Genomic DNA, 24,243 nt, shown 5'->3' with positions numbered 1-24,243 from the left:
AAAGTTATTTCTGCAAAACCTCAACAATCGGCTGTCCGATAGAACCATTTGGTTCCATTACATGGAGCAGTGACGATATTGTAGGGGCAATATCCGTGATATTTACCACCTTGTTAGTTTTGCCAGATTTAATACCCCAGCCCATAAATACCAATGGAATATGGGAATCATATGGTGTCCAGGTACCATGTGTTGTACCGGTAGAACGAGGTGTACCATCATACCATTGCGGTTCTGTAATGATCTGAATTGCACCGCTACGTTTACGGTTATAACCATTGATAATCTTTTCTCTGATTTCAGCAGGAACCATCATATTCTCGCCACCTTCCATATCAACAACATAAGCCACTCCATCTTCATGTCTTAACATCTTGATGATAGATTTCTTGATTTTTTCTTCATCAAGTTTCGATTTTTCAATTTCAGCATAATTCAAATGAACCTGATAGTTCATTAAACTGATAATCAAATTTTCAGAACCAAACTCTTCCTTTAATTCGTCATTCATGGTTCTTTGGAGTTGTCTAGCGAAGAAGTATCCGCCATTTCCACGCATATCCATAAAATAACGCGAGTTATAAGAAGCAGCATGGTCAGCAGTCAGGAAGAAGGTATAATTACCTTTACCTACAGTTTCATCCAGATACTTGAAGAAGTTTGCCAATTCCTGATCCAAACGAAGGTAGATATCTTCGATTTCCACGGAAGACAACGAATAACGGTGTCCTACATAATCGGTTGCAGAAAGGCTAACACAAAGGAAGTCGGTTGCTTTCGTAGGGTTATGTCCTAATTTTTCATTTTTGATGGCATCTTTGGCAAAATCCAGGGTAATGGAATTCCCATAAGGAGTGGTTTTGATCAACTCGTAACCTGCATCTTTCATCAACAAAGATGTTTTCCTTGGAAATCCAGTTGTTTCTTCGCCGGCCCATTTACCTTCATATACGTTATCATCATCGATGCTATTCGTTTTATAGGTATCGATAGGATAAAGGGTATTCCAGTCTTGCTTTAGGTATTTATCAGCCAGCTTTTGACCATTAAATTTCGTTACCCATTCAGGGAGTTTTTCCATGTAATAGGTGCTACTGATCCAATCGCCGGATTTCGCTTCAAACCAATAAGCTGCATTAGCAAAGTGACCAGCAGGTAGGATTCCGCCCCTATCTTTGATCGCAATACCGATAACTTTTGAGTTAAAATTTGTTGCCAGTTTCAATTGGTCAGTCACTGTGGAAGCCAATAGGTTTCTTGGAGACTGTTTACCTTCTTTTTCAGCGGTTCCAACGCCTTCAACAGCATCATCTTGCGTACAATACATGGAAGTTCCGGATTGTTGTTCAATCCAATCATTTCCAGCAATTCCATGAATTGAAGGAACACTTCCCGTATAGACCGAGCTATGACCGATAGCTGTAAAAGTAGGCACATAGTTGATCATTGCATTTTCGCAGGAGAAACCATCACGCAATAGACGTTTGAATCCATCATTGCCATAACGATCGGCAAAACGGTATAGATAATCCCAACGCATTTGATCGACCATCAATCCTACTACTAATTTAGGCCGCTCTACCTGTGCCGAAAGCAAGGTACAGAAGCATAAGAACAACATAGAAATACTTAACTTTCTATACATTATTAATAAAATTTAGGGTTTAAAATTTAGGTGACGTATTAAGAAATCACCAGTATAAGAGTCTTTACATTTCACTAAATCTTCCGGTGTTCCAGCAAATACCACATTTCCGCCTTTATCACCTCCTTCTGGACCAATATCAATTACCCAGTCAGCAGATTTAATCATATCTAAGTTATGTTCGATCACCAAAACAGTATTTCCTTGAGCAATTAGTGCATTAAAAGCTTTCAATAACTTACTAATATCATGAAAATGAAGGCCTGTTGTCGGTTCATCAAAGATGAACATGGTTTTCTTTTGGTTGTTACCTTTAATCAGGAAGGATGCCAATTTTATCCTTTGAGCTTCCCCTCCAGATAAAGTACTTGACGATTGTCCTAGCTTCACATAGCCCAATCCTACTTCCTGTAATGGCATCAGTTTATTAAGAATCTTAGGTTGATCCGCAAAAAACACAATGGCCTCATCCACACTGAGATCAAGGATATCGGAAACAGATTTCTCTTTGTATTGTACATCGAGAACATGTTGTTTAAAGCGTTTTCCATCACAAGCTTCACATGGAAGGATGATATCTGCCATAAATTGCATTTCAATTTTCACGACACCTTCACCTTGACAAACCTCACAACGTCCACCTTCCACATTAAAGGAGAAAGCTGAAGGTTTTAATCCATTTGCTTTCGCAGCAGGCAGCGAAGAATACAAAGCCCTGATTTCATCCCAGGCCTTTACATAGGTCACAGGATTCGACCTGGTGGAACGACCTATTGGGTTTTGATCGACCATTTCAACTTGTTCGATCTGATCGATTGCTCCTTCCAGACCATCATAGAGCCCGGTTTGTTCACCAGAATAAGAACCAATGGCCTTTTGTAATGCCGGATATAGAATTCTTTTTACCAAAGATGTTTTCCCCGATCCAGACACTCCTGATACCACAGTAAATACATTCAATGGGAAATCGACTGTAATTCCTTTTAAATTATTTTCACGTGCTCCATTAACACGAATGCTTTCATTCCATTTTTTACGTTTCTCCGGAACCTGAATAGATAAATCTCCATTTAAATATTCCCCGGTTAAACTTTTTTTATCCTTTAGGATTTCCTGATAAGTTCCAGCAAAAACTAATTCCCCACCATTTATACCTGCTTCAGGGCCAATATCGATTAGGTAATCAGCGGCTTCCATCATTTCTTGCTCATGCTCGACTACGATAACGGTATTTCCAGCATCACGTAATGATTTCAAAACACCGATCAACCTTTGAGTATCTCTTGGATGCAAACCTATACTTGGTTCATCCAATACATAAATGGAACCCACCAGGGAAGATCCCAATGAAGTTGCCAAATTGATACGTTGCGATTCACCACCCGAGAGGCTATTACTCAAGCGATTCAAGGTTAAATAACTCAAGCCGACATCACATAAAAATTGGAGCCTGTTTACAATTTCTGCCAACAAACGTTTTGCGATGATCGCCTCATTCTCGGTAAGTTCTAGGTTTTGGAATAACTCCAAAGCTTGGCTCAAGGGTAATAAAACTACGTCGGTTATAGAGTGCCCATTTACTTTAACATAAGAAGCATCTTTCCTTAACCTTGTTCCCTTACATTCTGGGCAATCTGTTTTCCCTCTATAACGGGATAGCATCACCCTATATTGAATTTTATAGGTTTGTTCTTCGAGTTCAGCAAAGAAATCGTTCAGTCCACGGAAATATTTATTCCCTGTCCAAAGCAATTCTTGTTGTTGCTTAGTAAGATCACTGTAAGCACGATGAATCGGGAAATCGAATTTGATAGCCGTTCTAACGAGTTTATCCAACCATGCACCCATTTTTTCACCACGCCAAGGTGCGATAGCACCATCGAATACAGATCGGCTTTTATCTGGAATTACTAAATCAGGGTCGATACCTATAATTTTCCCATAGCCTTCACAACGTTTACAAGCGCCATATGGATTATTGAAACTAAAAAAATTAGGGGTTGGTTCTTCAAAACTAATACCATCCAGTTCAAATTTGTCTGAGAAGTGAAATAACTCTTCATCTATTTGCAATTCACATTCTCCTTTCCCTTCAAAAAATGCCGTTTGAACAGAATCGGCAATCCGATTGATGGTATCATCTTCATGATCTAAACGAACCCGGTCAATCACGATAAAGATATCACCTTCTTTAAACGTTGCATTCGAAATGGACTTATCCTCAATAATACTCTCGATTTTTTGAATGGTATCATTAAACTTAACCCGCACAAAACCCTTTTGCAAAAGCAAGGATAGCTCTTCTTTCAGTTTTCTATTATTGCTAGGAATAAGAGGGCTATAAATAGTGATGGTTGTATCATCGGGATAGCTCACTACTTTATCGACGATGGAGCTCACTGAATCTTTGCTAACTACTTGTCCCGAAACCGGTGAAATGGTTTTACCGATACGTGCATAAAGTAATTTTAAGTAGTCGTAAATTTCAGTGGAAGTACCTACGGTTGACCTTGGGTTACTGGAAATAACTTTTTGTTCAATGGCAATTGCAGGAGCAATTCCTTTGATATAGTCAACGTCAGGTTTATTCATACGTCCCATAAACTGTCTGGCATAAGAGGATAAGCTTTCGACATATCTTCTTTGGCCTTCAGCATATAAGGTATCAAATGCCAGGGAGGATTTTCCGGATCCGGACATCCCAGTAATAACAACAAGCTGATTTTTAGGAATATCGACATCGATATTCTTCAGATTGTTGACACGTGCACCTTTAATTTGAATGTGGGTTTTGGGGGTATGAATAGCAGTCTTTTGCATAACCTTCAAAGTTAGGCAAAACTCATGAGAACCTATTCTTTAATCCAAAGAAAAACGTTTAGTTGACAACATAGTTACAAATTATCTGGGCAGGTTTTCTGGCCTCGGCATGCGGTATTTTGTCGCTGTAATTGCATCCAAAAAGGCGGCAACTTGCCTGATTTCTTCTCGGGTCAGGTCCAGTTTTTTCATCAACGGATCAATACGTGGATGCATTGGATCAGCTTCTTGTTCTGCATTCCTTGGATTATTCATCTGCATCCCGGAATTATACATATTGATAACCCCAATAATATTATCAAATAGCCCATTATGCATCCAAGGATTGGTATTCAATACATCCCGTAAGGAAGGAGTTCTAAATTTTCCAACATCTTTAGGATCCTTGGTCACCTTATAGCGACCCAGGTCTTCATATTTTCTTTTATAGTAAGTCAATCCGATATTATGGAAATCCTCATCGGTAAAGTATTGACCATTATGGCAATTCATACAGCGAGCCTTGGTACGAAAAAGGTGCAGACCTGCAATTTCATCATCATTCAAGGCATCATATTTTCCATCGAGGAATTCATCGAATCGACTTCTTCTGCTTGTCAAGGTGCGTTGAAAAGTCGCTAAAGCACTCATAATTTCCGGCATGGAGAAATCATCGTCGCCAAAAGCTTCTTTGAAAAGTTTTGTATAGCCAGGAATAGCTTTAAGCTTAGGTACCAACTTGGTGATATCCATTGCCATTTCATTATGGGCTTCAATAGGACTTAGAGCTTGTTCTTCCAAGGAATGTGCTCTTCCATCCCAGAACATACTTTTACGGGCAGCAACATTCAATAAAGAAATGGTGTTGCGATCCCCGACAAGATGGTCATGACCTACCGGAACTGTGGAATGATCACCAAAGGAAGTTTGAGGGTTATGGCAAGTACTACAAGATATCTGATTGGAGCCAGAAAGGATAGGATCAAAAAAGAGCATTTTTCCTAATTTCACCTTTGGCTGCTCCATCAAGGAAAAATAACTGGTATCAATCTTTGGAAGGGATTTAAATTCTTCATAGACTACTCCAGAGTCGATGTTAGGTTTCGGCCAATCCTGAATAGGTTTACTATAAAGACTACGTAAATCCTGTAAGTCTTTATCGCTTAGAAACGCGGTACTCAATACTGTTATTCCTAAAATAAACCCTATAATTAATACTTTTTTCATTTCATTCGTTAAAACATCAACCCAAGGGTCAATGAATAATACTTTTGTTTTATCTCAGTTGCTGAACTCGCATTGGCGATGACAAATGGTTTAATCTGTTTAGAAACCGTAAAGTCATACCGCAGATTACCTTCAATCAAGAAAGGTTCAGCAGTCAGGTAGTTGTAATTCTGTTGTAGCATTTCCGCAATGCCCGAACCTTGTCTTAAGCCATTAAACTTATAACGGCTATTCAACAGCATTCGCTTCTGCAAATTTAAACTAATTCCAAATAATCCGTCCTTGAAATCCCATAAATACTGTCCTTTAAGTCCAATATCTAGATTATCAGCCAATTGCTCCCGAAAGGGACTGATATATTGCTCCTTAAATTGGGCATAACTGGCATGAGGACTTATGGTCCAGTTCTTTTGTCCGACAAAAGCATCCAGCTTATACCTGAAGTTATAGTACCTATAGGAAGAGATTTCTGCAATTTTGGTGTAACCCAAATTAGAACCATCGTTATTGAACAGGCTTTCTGTTCCTTTTCTGGTTTGAAGGTCTATTTTGGCCAATGCCCCATATCTCCTGTTGAGTTTATTTTTAAAATAGCCTATTTTTCCAGACCATATTTGATCAGTCCATTCATTCGCCGTACTTATAGAGTGAGGCACGGTTCTGAAGCCCATATTTTGGTTAATTCCAACTTCAACAAAAAGGCCGTTTTTATCTATCGGGGCCACACTCAAATGAGCTTGAACTCCAGAGGCTTCATAGAGCATTGCTCCTTTATTCTCTGAGGATCCAGAAATCAGACTATTATAGGCTGCTAGTCCATTGAAAAGATAAATGGAAGGTCTTCCCAGTCCAGAGACAAAAGCCAAATCATTTCTTTGCTTGTAATAGCGGACCCCAAGATCTGCAGCAATCGCATATCGGTTAGAAAGCAAATAAGCAGCAGCAATTTTTGCATCAATATCTGAGGAGTTATTCTTGGGTCTAGGATCCACTTGACGATGAGCTAAATTAGCCTTATATCCTGCCTGTCCAGCAATGGACCATTTACCTATAGTCTTGGCAAGACCACCTGCAAAATAATAGGTTTCAGTATTGAGATCTCCACCAATGGAATCAGCAGTTACGAATGGAAAAACAACATCAAAATCAGAGGTTTCATTGAATCTTAGATTTTTCTGCTTATAATTCTCATAGGTAGCTTTACCCCACAGGGTAATATCGGGGTAAATGTTTTTCTGATAAGATTCTGTATTGAAACGAAATCCCTGGTTACCACTACCTTTCTGATAATTATATAGTTCTTTCGATTCAGAAAAATAAGAGATGTCCACAGGAGTTAGGGATTGTTGATATTGAAAGGGTTTCAAAGAAGGATTTGCATACAAATCATTGATGAAAGCTTGTGAAAGTTCAATACGCTCCCTGATTCCCTTATAATCTACTTTCAAGGAATCCTGTGCCTGCAACGATAAATTCGAGAGGCATAATAGAACTATTATGGACAAATTTCTAAACATTCTATTTCAATAAAGAAGCTTTAGTTGCCGGTTCAAAATCCTCGGTAGAGTTATTAGAATCTTTAAGGAAAGGTTTTCCGTTGTCTAATGCCCCTAGTGTTTTACGAGTTACCGACTTGCCATATCTTTCTTTGTCTGCTTTTACTAATCCTGCATAGGTCCAACCCATATCCAATGCATCTGCAGTTACCAGCCATTCAAATCCAGTTTTTACTGAAATATTTACCGCATCGATGACATATGAATTTGGAATTTTAAAAGAATTAAAGCTCATTATAGTACCATTTGCAGAAGTATAGCTGAACTTATAAGCGGTCTCTGCTTTAAATTTCGCAGCATCTACACCTTCAGGTAATCTTCCCATCACATAGCCCGTATAGCCTTGATTGTGCATCAACATATTTCCATTGATATTAATGGCATTTGGAACATTAGGATTGTCAATATTAATTGTTCCGATAAGTTCGATTTCAAAATCAGCATGGCTCAGGTCAAAGGAATTAGCATTATTTTCAGTGTGATTGATGGCATTGTTGGCAATAATAAAATCATCACCAGGGGCAACTGGGTATTGACGACCTGTGCCAGGGATCATAAAAATCTGATCGGAGGTAAAAGCTTCTTTCATCACATCTGGAGAATAATCTCTTTTCGTAATCGTTAAGAAATCTGATTGTGCAAAGAATAATCCATCCGCGTATAAGGTGTCCGAAGAGTTATTGTGGATTAGGAAATATTTATCTCCATTATATTGTTTTCCTTCAGGCGTCAGGGTACCGGCAAAGAATATTTCTTTAAAAACGAAATTTGCTGTAGGATCGGAAATAAAAGTTTGCAAGGCAAGTTTTGTTGTTTCAGAATTTACAACGATTCCAGATTTCCTTGCATTGATCTGCATGGACTTATCTTGACCATTTATTTTCATCAGAATTTCTCCGGTTAAAGTTGCGGTATAAGTACCATAAGTCAAATTTGTTACGGCGGTATCCGCACCGGTCGCAATGTTAACTGCGGTTTTTACCTGAGAGTTTACTTCTTCTAAAGTAATTAGGACGTTTTTAATCGTGTATTCACCTTGTAAAGAAGATTTATCCACTTCAATTACGACATTGGATCTTGATTCAATAAAATCATCCTTCATGCATGAGGTTAAAGTAAAGACCATTAGGCAATAAAGAAACCAGTTTAGAATTGTTGATCTGTTCATTATGAGTATATATTAATTAAATTTTTATATTTATTTCCATTCCAAAATAAGGGCTATCCTCCGGTTGATTTTTTCGGATGAAAAGGTTTCCATATTCTATATAATTCGGCTTGTAAATCAGTAACCTATTGACAAACATGGCCACACGGATTTTTTCCTTAATCAGTTTTGTTGCTTTCAGGTTGACAGCAAGGTCTATAGGTCTTGTAAACTTATAATATGTATAAGGGTCTCGATCACGATCAAAGTTTCTTAAGACAGGATCATTTCGGTCCGCTTCGGTATAAGGGAAATAATTCTGCTGAATATCGTAATATCCAATTGGTAAATTATCTCTAAATAAGGTTTGAGAAGAGGTAAACCAAAAACTCTGCAAAGTCATAGAAAGGTTCATCCCCAATTTTGGCAAGTAAGAATCTGCAGTCAGGTTCGTATTGAAACTTTCATAATCGCCGCCAGTACTTCCGTTTTGATATGCGGCGATGTATTGCCTAACCTTTCCGTCAGCAACAATGTTGGGGCTAATCACTTCCAATTCAGGTTGTATATTTCTATTTGAGGTTTTGTACCAAGCACCGTTTATAGTGAACCTAGTATTAATGCCAGGCAATCTTTTTGAGCTAAAATTATATTCCAACCCTGATTTTTCAGTTAGACTACCATTTTGAGTTTGAGAATAAGCATGATATTCAGCCTGATCCAGGTATTCAAAATCAGTGATCTGAGGTCTTGCTGTTAAAGTATTAGGATCGACAGAGGATACATTATATTTTCGGAGCGCAATGGTATTGAATAGTCGGACATCCCGAAAACCATTATTCATTTTTTCCTGAAAATAATTCAGGGAGAAGGAATTTCCTTCTAAATCCATCTGCAGTCCTATTTCCCATTTTTTATTTTTTGCTGGCTGAAGGTTAAAATTTACGGGGTCTGTGATATGGGTATTCGCCCATGCCAAACGGTATTGTGGATTATTATGGTAGTAGACTAATTCTGATAGATCATTATAATAAAGTGCTGGGTAAAGTAAGTTTTGCGTAGGCGTTAAGGTTTGGATGCCATAACCAGCAAATACATTGGATTTAAATTTCTTGCCAAATACCGTTCCTTGCGGAAGGTGCAATCTTCCGTTATAACGAGGTTCCACAAAAACTTTCCCATTCAGGTCATATTTTTTATCCAAATTGCTTAGTGTAAAGGCACGTAGTCCAAGGCTGTTTTCAAACAGGAAATTTCCAAGATTAATAAAGAATCGGTCCTCAGCAAATAGAGCAAGATTACTCATTGCGGGGATTTCACGAAAAGATCGTGGTCGAGCACTGATACTAGCAGATATAGGTTGGTCAAGGTCATATTGCTGACCTAGTCCAATATTTTTACTGTAATTATATTCTGCTCCGGCTTTCAACTGATGAGTGAATAAGGCTTTGATATGCCAATTCCCGATTAATTTAATACCTAAATCAACAGGTCTGCTATCGGATTTAAAATGGGCAACATAGCTTGGTTTAAGAAATTGGGCTTCATGGCTTCCTGCAACCAAGGAATTCATTAATATGAATGTAGTTTGAGCCTGGACCAACTTTTCCATATCAATTTGATTGGAGGATAATCTTGCTGCAATAGCTAAACTAGCATTTCTAAAACGAGACTTAGGGTTGGAAGAGAATAGCTTAAGGGTATTATTTACGCCGAAAAATTGGACATTATTTTTGTATCGATCCGTCAATGCATAATCATTGTCAGGATCCAATCTCTCATTGTCAATAGTAGTATTAAAATCAACACTATGGTTCCATGATAATCGATATCTTGAAAGAGCCCAAGCTTTTTCACCTCGGAAAGAAGTATTCACTCGTTTGAAGGTATTATAAATATCGGTGATATTATTTCTAGAATTCAGATAGCCTGCATCGATATTCAAAAGATAGCCATCCAGGTCAAAGCCTTTTCCGAGCCCGATTAATTTACTAAATCCATCTGCTTTTATCCTTGCAGACCAAGGTTCTTCGCCTTTAATCCTGTCAATGAGGACAGCCCCTGAGGTTAAATTCCCGTATTCTACTGAGGGAATCCCCCTAATGATTTCGACTTTTTCAATATTATCAGTTGCAATGGTTCGCATATCGACACCGATGTTCGAACTAATTCTACCATCGTTCATTGTTCCCTGTCCCAGACCGAATCCTGCAGTTGGGTTGATCATGGATTGAGAATTTAGGAGCATGCCATCGACGGAAAACATGGTGCCCAAGGAACCTGTAGAGTAAGCCGACATGGGTGCAGAATTTGCTGTTCTCAGGTTGATCCCATTGACTGTATTCAAATGGGGGTTTGTTGTTTTGCCTCCGGGCAATAATTCCAATATATCTGTGAAACTAGATGGTTGAAGATGTTGCATCGCCTCCCTACTGATGATCGAGCTAGTTCCAATGTTCTTGGACTCCTTAGCTGTTACATATACCTCATCAATATTTACCTCGTCTTGATTGAAGACAATATTAGTTTCACGATTATTATCGAGTTTTATGGTTCTGAATATGGGTTTAAAGCCAATGTGAGAAAATTTCAGCTGATAGGTTCCTTGTGGGAGGCCTTGGATAATGAATAAGCCTTGCTCATCGCTCAATGTATTGAAAACTGGCTTCTCCCTAATTTCAATATTGACATTAGGCAATGACTGTCCTTTGCCATCTTTTATTGAGCCTGAAATAGAGAATTTCTGGGCAATTGAAAGAAAGGGCAACATGACACACAAGAGAATTATGTATATGTTTTTCACTAAAGATGATTAAGACTAATTCTAAACAGTGCAAAATAACGCAAAAATATCTAGTTAAGGAAATCGTCTTAACAAAATTCAGATGTTGGATAAAATATTAATAAAAAGAAAGGTATAGTTATTAGATAAGATCAATTAATCATTTTGATCCGGATTGATGCTATTTTCATTTTCCAGTTTTTGCAAGAGTTTTTCAACCTCCGCTTCAGAGGCCGTCAATTTAGCTTTGCATATTGAGAGTAATTCAGATGCGCGGTTAATCTTTGCAGTAAGTTCATCTACGGCAATATCCCCTGATTCGATATCAGAAACGATAGCTTGAAGTTCTTCAAAAGCGTCCTTATAAGTGTACTTATTTGTCATGATTTGATTCTTTATTGATAACTTGAGAGATGATTTTTCCGTCTTCTAGTTGGATTTCTAATTTGGATCCAATTTCAACCTGATCTAATTTGTGGACCGATTTACCATTTATCCTAACGATTGAGAAACCTCTTTTGATTAAATGTATGGGGTTGACAATACCCAAGAGCCGTTCTAGATGTACGAGATGAGCATAATTTTCTTTAATATTTTGTCGACTAAACCTAATCAGGTGGGCTTGAAGACTATTTATTTCAGCTTTATTTTTAAGCAATAAGGTTTTACTATTCCATGAAACGGAAGATACTAAATGTTTTAACTTCAGATTTTCCTCCTCGAAATTTCTGCGAATTGCACGGACCATTCTTTCCAGAGCGGCATCAACTGGTATGGCGAAATTATGGAACTTCTGAAGCAGGAAGTCTGCCAGCTCACTTGGGGTAATAGCATTTTTATAGGCCACCATTTCACTGACTGTTTCATTGGTTGAGTGTCCAATACCTGTTAACACAGGAATTGGGAAAATAGCGATTGCCTTGGCTAGGAAGAAATTATTGTAGGAACTTAAGCCAACCTCACCACCACCACCACGGATAATAGCAACAGCATCGAATTCCTCCAATTTATTGGCGATTACTTCCAGTTGATTGATGATGGAAGAGATGGATTTATCTCCTTGCAAGAGTGCAGGGAACAAGGTGCATTCCATTTTATAGCCCCAAGGGTTTCCATTGATAATCTTAAAAAAATCAGAAAGTCCTTTACTCGTTTCTACGGAAATGATAGCCAGTCGTTTCGGGATAAGCGGGAAGTCTAACCGTTTGTTAGCATCGAAGATGCCTTCATCGTTAAGCTTTTTGATACTCTCCCGTTTTTCCTTTTCCAGTTCACCGAGAACAAAAGTGGGGTCGATATCGACTATTTTGAGGCTGAATCCATAAAGTGGATCATAGGAAATTCCAGCTTGAAAGAGCATCGTGATTCCTTCACGAAGGGGTTCACCGAGCACTTCCATAAACTGCCTGTTTATGCGTTGGTAATCCATTTTCCATAAGATGGAACGCATTTCTGCGACGACCTTACCTTCTTTTTTCTCGAGTAATTCAGGGTAGCAATGTCCAGAATGGGAATAATGATTAAGCTTATTCATTTCAGCTTTAATCCAATAAAGGCTTTTATACCGCTCAGCAATGGTCTTTTGGATGCTCCGAGAGACCTCCAGCAGAGTAAAAACCGTTTTATTGTCCATCAATTCAGGCATTTTCAAATATACATAATTATTACAGGGACATCATGCGTGTTTGTGCGTTTTATTAGTACATTTACATTAATAAATCCAAAAAACAATTATGATTCGTTTTTTAAACCTAGTCTCTATTTTGCTATTATTGGGAGTAAGTACTGCTCAATCACAATACAAGCAAGTTATCAATAACCAAACCGTTCTTTTGAACAATCAAAAGCATACTATTCCCTTTACCCGATTAGATGAGCGCCGTATTGCTGTCATCAGTTCTGACAGTGTCAAATACGCCCCTTTTATCCAGCAATTACAACGCTATGGGGATGTGAAAAGTTTTGGTTTTGATCAATATGATGAACATACTAAATATTACAACACGATTATCGTTGCGGGAACAGAGGAAGAATTTAGGCCAGATCATCTTGCCATGGTTCTACAATCAGCCGTAAACCGCAAGGATGTTATCTTATGTAAGTTTGGTCAGGATATTAACTATATTAATATTGGTTTAAATTCAACAAACCTAGGTCGATTTGCCAGTATATTAACGGCACCATCTTTAGAGGAAGAATCACAAGCGAATGCTGCGATGTCCATATTTGGCGGACTGGGGATTACCTCAGGTAGTAATAAAACCGTTCAAACCAGATTACAATATTCCAAAGGCAAACAATCAGGATTTGACCTTGCCAAGATGACCAACCAGATTGACGCCATTGCCAAAGATGCGATCGAGCAACATGCAGCACCGGGAATGATGGTGATGGCCATTAAAGATGGGCAAGTCATTTTCGAAAAAGCATATGGCTACCATACTTATGAGAAGAAACAGGCAAATAGGATTGATGATATTTACGATTTAGCTTCCATCAGTAAAATAGCAGGCACTACTCCTGTGGTGATGCACTTACAAGAAACCAACATCATCAACCTGGACAGCACCATGGGCCACTATCTGTGGCAAGCGAAGCAAAGTAATAAAGCAAATATTACTTTAAGGACAGTTCTATTACATGAGGCCGGTTTCACTCCTTTTATTCCATTCTACCGAAATCTAAAACCAGGGGATCTACAAACAACGAAAGATGATGCTCACCAAGTTAAGGTTGCTGATAATGCTTATTTAAAAAACAATTATTACCGCGATGTTATGTGGCCGGAAATGTTGAATTCAGCGGTAAAACCTATAGGGAATTATGTGTATTCAGATATCAGTATGTATGTCATGAAGGAAGTTTCGGAGCATGAGACTTCTACCCCCATGCAAGACTATGTTCAGAAAATTCTCTATAAGCCTATTGGGATGAAGACGGCAGGTTATTTACCAAGAGATAGATTTAAAAAAGAGCAGATTGTTCCAACACAACAGGACACAGCATTCAGAAAGGTCTTGCTTCAGGGTTATGTCCATGATGAAGGCGCAGCCATGGCGGGTGGTGTTGCAGGACATGCAGGCTTATTTGCCTCAGCTAATGACCTCGCAATTTATGGTCAAATGTTATTGAATCGTGGTGAGTATGGTGGTGTTCAATACTACAGACCTCAAACCATCGATTTATTTACTTCCAAACAGTCAAAAACAAGTCGAAGAGGATTAGGATTTGACCGATATGACCCTAAGAAAGGCGCTGATTATCCTTCTAAATTAGCAAACCCTTCTGTATATGGACATACAGGGTATACTGGTACTTGTATATGGATAGACCCCACTAATCAGTTGATTTACATATTTTTATCAAATAGGGTTCACCCGCAGGTATCTACAAAAATCTACGACCTAAATGTTCGTAGCCGGATTCAAGACATTATCTATGAGACCATCTTTAACGCTAAATAATGAAAAAGCACTTATTATTAACCATGTTATTTGGGGGTTCTATCCTAGCCAGCATGGGCCAAGATTATAAAAAAATTCACGAAGACCTCCTTGTTGTGGATGGTCATAATGATGTGATCGTTGAGAGCATCCTACCTGGAAAAGATATCGGGAAGCGGATGAAAACTGGACATACGGATCTACCTAGATTGAAAGAAGGGGGTGTTGATGTACAGGTTTTTGCGGTTTGGTCTGATGATAAAAAATGGAGCAAGAATGCATATAAGCATGCGAATGATCAAATTGATGCTTTAGAGAAACTGATTTCACAAAATAAGGACAAAATTGAATTAGCAAAAAGTTCTGCGGATATTGAGCGCATCAATAAGGAAGGGAAAATCGTTGCATTGATAGGGATTGAGGGTGGAAATATGATCGAACAACGTTTGGATTATTTAGAGAACCTTTATAATCGCGGAGCTAGATATCTTACTCTTACCTGGAATTACAATCTCCCTTGGGTGACAGCTGCAGCCATGGAGGTAAAAACAAAAGATAAAAAGGGCAAGGGCTTAACAGAACATGGCAAGGATATTATCCGTAAAATGAATGAATTGGGGATGATGGTCGACTTATCGCATGCCGGAGAACAAACATTTTATGATGTTTTGGCAACCAGCAGCAAACCAATTCTCGTTTCCCATAGCAATGCTGCTGCTTTGACTCCCCATTACCGGAATCTTAAAGATGCGCAACTTGAAGCCTTAAAGAAAAATGGTGGTGTTGTCGGGGTTAATTTCTATTCTGAATTCTTAGACTCTGACTACCCAAAACGGGTTAGAAAATTATATTATAAAACTCATAAAAAGGACAGTACAACGAAAGAATTGTCAATTGGTAAAATGTATGCTGCCTTATCAGCGAAGCAGAAGCATCTGGCCAATGCTCCTTTTGAGTCTGTCTTAAAACATATTGATTATTTAGTGAGCAAAGTAGGTGTAGACCACGTTGCAATCGGTTCGGATTTTGACGGGATTGAATCACCTCCGCAAGAATTGGAAGATGTATCAAAATTCCCAGTTCTAACCAAAGCGCTTCTTGAAAAGGGATACAGCCAAGAAGATGTTGCCAAAATTATGGGGAGGAACTTTTTGAGGTTGTTGAAGGAGAATGAGGGTTAGATATAAGATTTGAGATGTGAGTATTGAGAGAGTGGAAGTGTTATTGAAAGATAGATTTGGGATGTGAAAATTGAGAGGATTGAAAGGGATGGATGGACATAAAACAGGAGCGGGTGGATTTTGAAGATCCACCCGCTCTTGTTTTTATATTTTTTATCTGGAGTAACGGAATTGTTGTTTATCCATTAGGCCCATTTGCGATTTCATCATTTTGATTTGTTCTTCAAGCAGTTTGTTTTTGTCTGCTTTTTTGGCTTCAGCCAGTAATTTTTCGGCTTCGCGTTTATTACGCTTTGCCATGGCAATTCCTGCAAGGCTCAATTTAGCCAATGCAACATTGTGATCCATATGTAAGCCCATTGATAAGGCTTTTTTGAAATATTTTTCTGATTGTAAAGGTGCGCGTTGTGATTCGATCAATCCCAACAGCATATGATAATAACCGTGTTGTGCAGAGATTAATTCTTTTTCATAGTTTTTGATTTTACTCAACCATACTTCAGCCTTATCCATACGTTCTTTACGTAAGAACCATTGTGCAATAAGCATTTTCTCATTGAAGAAAACGGTTACCCAAGCTAAAATCGTAATTAGGATTGCTAAAATCCCCCAGCCCCATTGACCAATCCAGAACAATGCAACCGTTCCGACTACCAATAAACTACAAATTATAATGCGAACTATATTTGACATAATTATGCTTAATACTGTAAGTTTGCAAATATCCGTTAAATTGCTGTAGTATACAACTTGTTTACGGCAAAATAATGTAAAATTTTATTAAAGCATATGTCAGATCGTTTTGATACCTCATGGGACCCCATCATTAAGCCTTTATTTCAAACTCCTGAAATTCAGAAATTATCAGATTTTGTAATCCAAGAGCGGAGTTTGTATCAGGTATTTCCGGAGAAAGATTTAGTTTTCAATGCATTTCGGTTGACTTCATTTCCGAAACTGAAGGTTGTTATCTTGGGTCAAGACCCTTACCACAATGACGGTCAGGCACATGGACTATCCTTTTCTGTACCACAGGGCATTGCTATTCCACCAAGCCTAAGAAATATATATACGGAATTAGTGACGGATATCCCGGGATTCCGCTATCCTACTCATGGTGATTTAACAAAATGGGCAGAACAAGGGGTATTATTATTAAATGCCACGTTGACTGTTCGTGCTCATGAGGCTGGTTCACATCAGAAAAAGGGTTGGGAATATTTCACGGATGAAGTCATAAAATCCATTTCCGACCAAAGCGAACATGTTGTTTTTATGCTTTGGGGAAGTTATGCCATCAAAAAATCAGGATTGATTGACCACTCCAAACATCTTATCCTCACTGCAGTGCATCCTTCGCCATTATCGGTATATAGAGGTTTTTTTGGGAGTGCGCATTTTTCGCAAGCCAATTCCTATTTATCAGCACATGGAAAATCAGCCATAGATTGGCAGGTTTAGCCGATAAGATTAAGCATATTTTTCAATCAGGTTTTTATATTTATAATCCTCCACAGGGAGCACTTCAATATGACTGATTTTAATTTTCTGGTTATTCTGAATAATATGGGTGAACATCAGGTGACTGTCATAGGTAATTTCCCAATTTTCATGAAAATCCACAGGTTGATCAGCTTCCCCTAATACGACATATTCCAAATTTCCCTGGGAAGAGTATCTACTGATTTCAATATGCGCATCAGGTCTTTCATTTAGGTAGTACCAGGCTCCATCACCTACTCCACCGAGATATTTAGCGAGTTTGGGAACCGAAATAGGTTTGGATCCGAAGTTGACCGCACCGATTATCAAGTCATTGGGCAAGAGATTGGCTTTGTTTTTAAAGACATTGTCGCCCAATTGTTTGACCAGGAAGAAGAAAGATTTCCATCGGTTCATTTTAAAGGATTTGAAACCATCTTCGGGGCTATAGCTATTGACGACTCGGCTATTGCAAACATTGACGATATTGCTAATTGGGCTTGCCTTGATTGTTTCAGGGAGGTTTATTCCATGCCAGAAATGGTATTTCTGGGAGGCTTTCATGAGCATTCTGGTAATAAATCGGGAGCAGTTATTATTATTTTTGGCGACTGCACCGTAGGGGTAAGTCCCTTCTTCCACACATTTATCGCCATAGGCTTTGGCAGTAGCAAAGTTGATATCCCTCGCCACGCTAAAGAAGAGCCTTCCTTCGCCATACATTACCCCTTTTAGGGATTCTATATCGGCAATAATTTCTTGAATATTCAGGATTTCCCCATTCTTGATCTTTGCTTTGACCTTGATTTCCAGAAGGGGGTCAGAGTTTTTGGACCGAGCTCGGCCATAGCCTCTCGGGGTAATATAGCGTCCAAAATCATAGAAAAGCAGTTCCCCGGACTGATGATTGACCAATACGACACCGGTATGTCCGACCTTGAAGTTCAGGTTTTTGACCACACCAATTTTCTTGAAAAACATCATCCATTTTTCATCTCCCCGAATGGTGGCATCTGGCCAAGTCAATATGATTGCAGAATCTTGATAAGCCATCCTAATAGATTAATATTCTAGGGGTACAATTGGTTCCTTTTTACTGGTGGACATGATCATCATGGTCTGGAAAGTTTTCACAAAGGGGATTTTGGAAATCTTCTCCATGATAACAGCTTCATAAGCTTTAATATCTTTGACATAGACTTTCAACATAAAGTCACAATTACCAGTTACGTGGTGGCATTCGGTCACTTCAGGGATTGCACGCACGGCTTCCACAAATTCGGGGATGGCATTATGGGTATGAAAGTCCAGTGAAATTTGGATAAAAGATTTGATGCCCAGTCCTAATTTTTCTTCATCGACGAATGCGTGATAGCTTTTAATAAAACCAGAGTTTTCGAGTTTACGGACTCTTTCCAAGGTTGGAGCGGGAGAAAGACCGATATTGGTTGCTAATTGCAAATTAGTGATCCGACCGTTCTCTTGGAGCAGTTTCAAGATTTTCAAGTCCGTTTTATCTGGTTGGTAAGACATAGGCTTTTCAATAAAATTAAAGAAAGATAAATATACAAAATAAAATTTGGTTTAGCACAAAATGTATTTCCAATTTATTGGCGTGGGGTAATATAGTTATCCTTGATTATTTATCGCTTTTCCTATAAATTTTAATTATATCAATCATTCTATTGTCATAATATAATGATTCTAAATAGCCTATAATGGGTAATAAATGACTTTTGTCATTTTTTTTATGATGCTAGGTGTATGATAAACACAAAACAAGCTATTTTCTGCATTATAAGTCGTAACTTTGCAATTCAAAACCAATGGGCGAGAACCCATAATTAAAGTGAAAGAGACATGAGCACGAAAGACGACGATTTACTTAAAGAGTTAGAGCTCGAAGAATATAAGTACGGTTTTACGACCGACATTGAGATGGAGATTGCTCCGAAAGGTCTTAATGAGGACACTATCCGTATGATTTCCAAGAAGAAGAACGAGCCGGAGTGGTTATTGGAATGGAGATTAAAAGCGTTTCAGCATTTCTTAAAGATGAGCATGCCGACCTGGCAAAATTTCAAGAATCCGGAGGTTGATTTTCAGGATATTTCATACTATGCAGCACCTAAGCCGAAGAAACAATTAGACAGTTTAGACGAGGTTGATCCGGAGTTACTAGCTACGTTTGCGAAGTTAGGGATTCCATTGGATGAGCAGAAGGTATTGGCTGGTGTGGTAGCTGTTGATGCAGTTTTTGATTCGGTATCCGTAAAAACTACTTTCCGTGAGAAATTAAAGGAGCAAGGGGTCATCTTTTGTTCATTTGGTGAGGCGGTTCAAGAGCATCCAGAATTAGTTAAACAATATTTGGGAACGGTTGTTCCACAGACTGACAATATTTATGCGGCCTTAAATTCGGCTGTATTTTCGGACGGTTCATTTGTTTACATTCCGAAGGGCGTACGTTGTCCGATGGAGTTATCCACTTATTTCCGTATCAACGCAGAAAACACGGGTCAATTTGAGCGTACATTGATCGTTGCGGATGATGATTCATATGTATCGTATCTAGAAGGATGTACAGCACCGATGCGTGATGAAAACCAATTGCACGCTGCAGTTGTTGAACTAGTAGCGATGCGCAATGCGGAGATTAAATATTCTACGGTTCAGAACTGGTATCCAGGTGATAAAGACGGAAAAGGTGGTATTTACAATTTCGTAACGAAACGCGGAATCTGTAAAGGCGATCATTCAAAAATATCATGGACTCAGGTTGAGACCGGATCGGCAATTACCTGGAAATATCCGGGGGTGATCTTGAAAGGAGATCATTCAGTTGGTGAGTTCTACTCTGTAGCAATGACTCGTAATATGCAGTTAGCTGATACAGGTACCAAGATGATTCATTTGGGCAAGAATACACGTTCAAAAATCATTTCAAAGGGTATTTCAGCGGGCAAGAGTCATAACAGCTACCGTGGATTGGTAAAGATTGGTCCTAATGCGGACAATTCGAGAAACTTTACCCAATGTGATAGTTTATTGATTGGGGATCGTTGTGGGGCACATACTTTCCCATATATCGAGAGCAAGAATAAGACGGCGACTTTGGAACATGAAGCGACTACGTCGAAGATTGGTGAGGACCAAGTTTTCTACTTAAACCAACGCGGAATTGATTCTGAGAAGGCGGTAGGATTAATTGTGAACGGGTATGCGAAAGAAGTATTGAATCAATTACCAATGGAATTTGCTGTTGAGGCACAGAAATTATTAGCGATCTCGTTAGAAGGATCGGTAGGATAGAAATATAGAATAGAATATGTTAAGCATTAAGAATTTGCATGCGTCGATTGACGACAAACAAATATTAAAGGGACTGAATTTAGAGGTTAAAGCTGGAGAAGTTCATGCGATTATGGGTCCTAACGGAGCAGGAAAGAGCACATTAGGCAATGTATTAGCGGGACGTGATGCATATGAAGTTACTGAGGGTGAAGCTTTCTTGGATGGCGTTGATTTATTGGAGTTATCTCCGGAGGATCGTGCTCGTGAGGGTTTATTCTTGGCTTTTCAATATCCTGTTGAAATCCCGGGAGTATCGAACATTAACTTTTTAAAGACGGCTGTTAACGACATCCGTGAATACAAAGGATTGCCAGCGATGGAGGCGAAAGACTTCTTGAAGATGGTAAAAGAGAAACAACAATTGGTAGAGTTTTCGGCGAATTTGGCGAACCGTTCATTGAACGAAGGTTTTTCGGGTGGTGAGAAAAAACGTAATGAGATTTTCCAATTGGCAATGTTGAACCCTAAGCTTTCCATCTTGGATGAGACGGATTCAGGATTAGACATTGATGCGTTGAGAATTGTTGCAAATGGGGTTAACCAATTGCGTTCCAAAGACAATGCATTTATTGTGATTACACACTACCAACGTTTGTTGGATTATATTGTGCCGGATTTTGTGCATGTATTGCATAATGGTCGTATTGTAAAATCAGGACCAAAAGAATTGGCATTAGAATTAGAAGAAAAAGGTTACGACTGGTTAAAAGAATTAGATACGCAAAATGCCTAATCAGTTGTATTAAGAAACGAGGTAATGAGCGGATTGACAACAAATAACATGAGTACATTAGTAGCAAACTCCTTATTCCAACAGTTGACTTCAACATTTCAGGAATTGGAAACAAGCAATGATACGTCTGCGGTAAAAGCACTTCGCGAGGAGGCTTTCACGCGTTTTCATGATCTTGGTTTTCCTACTGTAAAGAATGAGGACTGGAAATATACAAATATCCATTCTTTGGTAAATAGAAACTATCTATTGAACGAGGATGTGGATGTTTCGAATTTAGATCTGAGCGCTGCGGACATTCCGGGATTGGATGCACATCGTATTGTTTTAATTAACGGGCAATATGTATTGGCATTTTCATCTTTGGAAGATGAGATTGGATTGATTGTAAAGCCAATTGAGGAAGCGCAAAATGAGCCTAAGTTTCAGCAGCATTTTGGAAAACATGCTGACAAAACAGAAAGCACGACGGTTGCGTTGAATACTGCTTTTCACACTTCTGGGATTTTCTTACAAGTAAACCGTAATAAGGTTGTTTCAAAGCCGATTCAGATTGTACATGTGGCGGCAGGAAATCAAGATTTCTTTGCGCAGACCCGTAATTTGTATATTCTTGAGCAAAATGCAGAGGTTGAGATCATTGAGTCCTTTATTACATTGGATGGTTCAGCTTTCAACTTGAACAACAAGGTGACGGAGATTGTGGTTGAGGAGAACGCGAAAATGCAACATTATTATTTGCAACAAGCGTCAAATAACAGCCATTATATCAACCATACAGAGGTTTACCAAACGAAACACAGTTTGTATAACAATTACAACTGTAATTTCCCAGGTGTTGCTTTTGTTCGTAATGATTTAAATGTAAGATTGGATGCAGAAGAAGTTGAATCGCATTTATATGGAATCAACCTATTAGCTGACAATCAATTTGTAGATAACCACACTATCGTAGACCACATGAAACCACATTGTGAGTCCTACGAATGGTATAAAAATATTCCTCAAGACGAATCTACTGCCGTATTCAATGGTAAGATTTTCGTTCGTGAGGATGCTCAAAAGACCAATGCTTTTCAACAGAACAACAATATGTTGATTGGTGATAAAGCGAGTATTTATACTAAACCGCAGCTTGAGATTTTTGCTGATGATGTTAAGTGTTCACATGGATGTACCATGGGACAATTTGACGATGAGGCATTATTCTATTTAAGATCACGTGGTATTGGCGAAGAGAGTGCCCGTATTTTATTAGTACATGCCTTTGCATTTGATGTAACTTCAAGATTTTCAGACGAGAATGTTCGTAATCATGTTGAAGCATTAGTTGCCAAAGGATTAGAAAGATAATAATAGTAGTGTAGTTTTAGTATAAAGGCGTTTTAGCGAAAGTTAGAACGCTTTTTTTATGGAATCATGTTCAGGGAGGTTTAATAGAAAAATAACTTTAGAAACATTTGAAATTCAATGACATTGAATTATATTTGTGTTATGAGCACTTGCCAATTTGCATCTTTTATCAAAAGCCCTTGGATATACTGAGTTAGCGAAAGCTACTCCGACTCAAAGGAATCAGTTGTAGGCACAACTGGCAGTATATTATTCAATTCAATTTTATTTCATGGAAAAGAAACATTGGTTTAAAACCTATATCTATATATGGGTGGGGCAATTTGTCTCCTTGATAAGTAGCTCTGCTGTAAATTTTGCGATTATCATTTGGCTGAGCCTAGAATTCAAATCTGCGGAGGTTTTGGCATTGGCCGCCATCGCGGGTTTATTGCCCCAAGCTTTGGTAGGCCCATTTGCGGGCGTCTATATTGATCGCTGGGACCGGAAAAAAGTTATGATTTTTGCGGATGCCTTCATTGCCTGCTGTACCTTATTGATGACATTTGCATTAAAGGATGATCATGTGAATCTGAATTTAATGTATCTCTTGATGGTTTGTCGATCTGTAGGTTCAGCATTTCATCAACCGGCGATGCAGGCGATTGCTCCTATGATAGTTCCGGAAGACCAGTTATTAAGGGTTTCCGGAGTCAATCAGATATTACATTCCATAAGTTCGATTGCAGGACCAGCATTGGGCGCATTGGCTATTGCGAACCTTCCAATTAACAAGGTGCTATATTTGGATGTGATTGGGGCAGCCTTTGCCATTAGCAGCTTATTATTTATCAGCATCCCCTATCTAAAAGTAGAGAGCAAAGCCTCGTTTAGGCAAGTTTGGCGAGATCTAAAATTAGGCTTCCTAGCCATACATCAAAATAAAGGGCTAAATAGGATGTTTATGTATTCTATTTTAGCTACGATGGGCATTCTACCGGTTGCTATCATGTTTCCCTTATTAACGATCGATCATTTTAAGGGCGACAAATTTGAGATGAGTGTCATCGAGGTGATTTGGGGAGTAGGGATGTTGATTGGCGGATCCGCATTAAGTGCATTCAAGGTTTCTTATCGAAAGGTATTGATGGTTAACTGCATGCATATTCTTTTAGGATTAACCTTTGTATTTTCTGGGATTTTACCGGCCAATATGTTTATCATATTTGTGATATTAACAGGTTTTGGCGGAGCAGCGATGTCTATCTTCAATGCGGCCTTTATGACGATAATTCAGGAAGAAATAGCACCAGATATGTTGGGACGAGTATTCTCCTTATATTTTAGTTTTGCTATCATCCCAAGTTTAATTGGGTTATTGTTTGCAGGGAATATTGCAGATAACATTGGGGTTGCCAACGCATTTATTATCGCTGGTGCGCTATGTATATTATTGGGAATTATTTCATTTTTGACACCTAGTTTAATGCGATTAGGATTAAAAGAGGATTAGGTACTTAGCAAGTAACAGCCATATCTTAAAATAACAAAAGCTTCCAATA

General features: G+C 38.6%; 18 protein-coding genes. 7 read left to right on the top strand and 11 right to left on the bottom strand.

Annotated features, from left to right (window positions below; all coding sequences use genetic code 11):
- Positions 1-4: 4 nt before the first annotated feature.
- From pafA to xseA, 8 genes are all read right to left on the bottom strand, one after another.
- The gene (gene pafA, locus PZ892_RS00895; RefSeq protein WP_182497859.1) at positions 5-1,645 is read right to left on the bottom strand and encodes an alkaline phosphatase PafA; all 1,641 of its coding nucleotides are present in this window, start codon (positions 1,643-1,645) and stop codon (positions 5-7) included.
- Positions 1,646-1,657: 12 nt separating this feature from the next.
- Positions 1,658-4,465: an excinuclease ABC subunit UvrA gene (uvrA, locus tag PZ892_RS00890; protein WP_182497858.1), complete on the bottom strand. Its 2,808-nt coding sequence runs from the start codon at positions 4,463-4,465 to the stop codon at positions 1,658-1,660.
- A gap of 81 nt (positions 4,466-4,546) precedes the next feature.
- The gene (locus PZ892_RS00885) at positions 4,547-5,671 is read right to left on the bottom strand and encodes a cytochrome c peroxidase (RefSeq protein ID WP_277711974.1); all 1,125 of its coding nucleotides are present in this window, start codon (positions 5,669-5,671) and stop codon (positions 4,547-4,549) included.
- A gap of 8 nt (positions 5,672-5,679) precedes the next feature.
- Positions 5,680-7,188, bottom strand: coding sequence for a DUF6850 family outer membrane beta-barrel protein (locus tag PZ892_RS00880; protein ID WP_182497856.1), 1,509 nt, complete (start codon positions 7,186-7,188; stop codon positions 5,680-5,682).
- Between the two features lies 1 nt (position 7,189).
- Positions 7,190-8,395: a DUF4876 domain-containing protein gene (locus PZ892_RS00875; RefSeq protein WP_182497855.1), complete on the bottom strand. Its 1,206-nt coding sequence runs from the start codon at positions 8,393-8,395 to the stop codon at positions 7,190-7,192.
- A gap of 16 nt (positions 8,396-8,411) precedes the next feature.
- The gene (locus tag PZ892_RS00870) at positions 8,412-11,177 is read right to left on the bottom strand and encodes a TonB-dependent receptor (RefSeq protein WP_277711973.1); all 2,766 of its coding nucleotides are present in this window, start codon (positions 11,175-11,177) and stop codon (positions 8,412-8,414) included.
- Between the two features lie 135 nt (positions 11,178-11,312).
- The gene (gene xseB / locus PZ892_RS00865; protein WP_094257596.1) at positions 11,313-11,540 is read right to left on the bottom strand and encodes an exodeoxyribonuclease VII small subunit; all 228 of its coding nucleotides are present in this window, start codon (positions 11,538-11,540) and stop codon (positions 11,313-11,315) included.
- Positions 11,530-12,789: an exodeoxyribonuclease VII large subunit gene (gene xseA, locus PZ892_RS00860; protein ID WP_229678246.1), complete on the bottom strand. Its 1,260-nt coding sequence runs from the start codon at positions 12,787-12,789 to the stop codon at positions 11,530-11,532. Before xseA ends, xseB begins: the two co-directional genes overlap by 11 nt.
- Before the next feature lie 100 nt (positions 12,790-12,889).
- Here xseA and PZ892_RS00855 point away from each other — a divergent pair, with 100 nt between their 5' ends.
- Together PZ892_RS00855 and PZ892_RS00850 are read left to right on the top strand one after the other, a co-directional pair.
- On the top strand, positions 12,890-14,620 hold the full coding sequence (locus PZ892_RS00855; RefSeq protein WP_182497852.1) for a serine hydrolase domain-containing protein: 1,731 nt from the start codon (positions 12,890-12,892) through the stop codon (positions 14,618-14,620).
- A complete protein-coding gene (locus PZ892_RS00850) occupies positions 14,620-15,780 on the top strand; it encodes a dipeptidase (RefSeq protein WP_182497851.1) in 1,161 nt (386 codons plus the stop codon). The genes PZ892_RS00855 and PZ892_RS00850 overlap by 1 nt, the downstream gene beginning before the upstream one ends.
- A 153-nt stretch (positions 15,781-15,933) precedes the next feature.
- On the opposite strand, the gene PZ892_RS00845 is transcribed toward PZ892_RS00850, so the two are convergent.
- Positions 15,934-16,473: a hypothetical protein gene (locus PZ892_RS00845; protein ID WP_094257592.1), complete on the bottom strand. Its 540-nt coding sequence runs from the start codon at positions 16,471-16,473 to the stop codon at positions 15,934-15,936.
- A gap of 96 nt (positions 16,474-16,569) precedes the next feature.
- Here PZ892_RS00845 and ung point away from each other — a divergent pair, with 96 nt between their 5' ends.
- Positions 16,570-17,241: a uracil-DNA glycosylase gene (gene ung, locus PZ892_RS00840; protein WP_182497850.1), complete on the top strand. Its 672-nt coding sequence runs from the start codon at positions 16,570-16,572 to the stop codon at positions 17,239-17,241.
- 9 nt (positions 17,242-17,250) lie between these two features.
- Here the strand turns inward: ung and PZ892_RS00835 are convergent, their stop codons facing one another.
- On the bottom strand, positions 17,251-18,315 hold the full coding sequence (locus PZ892_RS00835; protein ID WP_182497849.1) for a DUF6695 family protein: 1,065 nt from the start codon (positions 18,313-18,315) through the stop codon (positions 17,251-17,253).
- 9 nt (positions 18,316-18,324) lie between these two features.
- On the bottom strand, positions 18,325-18,795 hold the full coding sequence (locus tag PZ892_RS00830; protein ID WP_093101265.1) for an Lrp/AsnC family transcriptional regulator: 471 nt from the start codon (positions 18,793-18,795) through the stop codon (positions 18,325-18,327).
- A gap of 327 nt (positions 18,796-19,122) precedes the next feature.
- Between PZ892_RS00830 and sufB the strand changes: the two genes are divergently transcribed.
- The 4 genes from sufB to PZ892_RS00810 all read left to right on the top strand — a co-directional run bounded on the left by sufB (position 19,123) and on the right by PZ892_RS00810 (position 24,194).
- Positions 19,123-20,574 carry a Fe-S cluster assembly protein SufB gene (gene sufB / locus PZ892_RS00825; RefSeq protein ID WP_094257734.1) on the top strand — a complete coding sequence of 484 codons (1,452 nt, stop codon included), beginning with the start codon at positions 19,123-19,125 and terminating at the stop codon, positions 20,572-20,574.
- Positions 20,575-20,590: 16 nt separating this feature from the next.
- Positions 20,591-21,349, top strand: a complete 759-nt coding sequence (sufC, locus tag PZ892_RS00820) for a Fe-S cluster assembly ATPase SufC (RefSeq protein WP_182497848.1) — start codon at positions 20,591-20,593, stop codon at positions 21,347-21,349.
- A gap of 48 nt (positions 21,350-21,397) precedes the next feature.
- The gene (sufD, locus tag PZ892_RS00815) at positions 21,398-22,702 is read left to right on the top strand and encodes a Fe-S cluster assembly protein SufD (protein ID WP_094281082.1); all 1,305 of its coding nucleotides are present in this window, start codon (positions 21,398-21,400) and stop codon (positions 22,700-22,702) included.
- Positions 22,703-22,973: 271 nt separating this feature from the next.
- Positions 22,974-24,194, top strand: coding sequence for an MFS transporter (locus PZ892_RS00810; protein WP_182497847.1), 1,221 nt, complete (start codon positions 22,974-22,976; stop codon positions 24,192-24,194).
- Positions 24,195-24,243 lie beyond the last annotated feature (49 nt).

The sequence above is a fragment of the Sphingobacterium sp. WM genome, assembly GCF_029542465.1.
In the GTDB taxonomy this organism is placed as follows: domain Bacteria; phylum Bacteroidota; class Bacteroidia; order Sphingobacteriales; family Sphingobacteriaceae; genus Sphingobacterium; species Sphingobacterium cellulitidis.
This window is presented reverse-complemented; position numbering and strand designations above follow the sequence as displayed.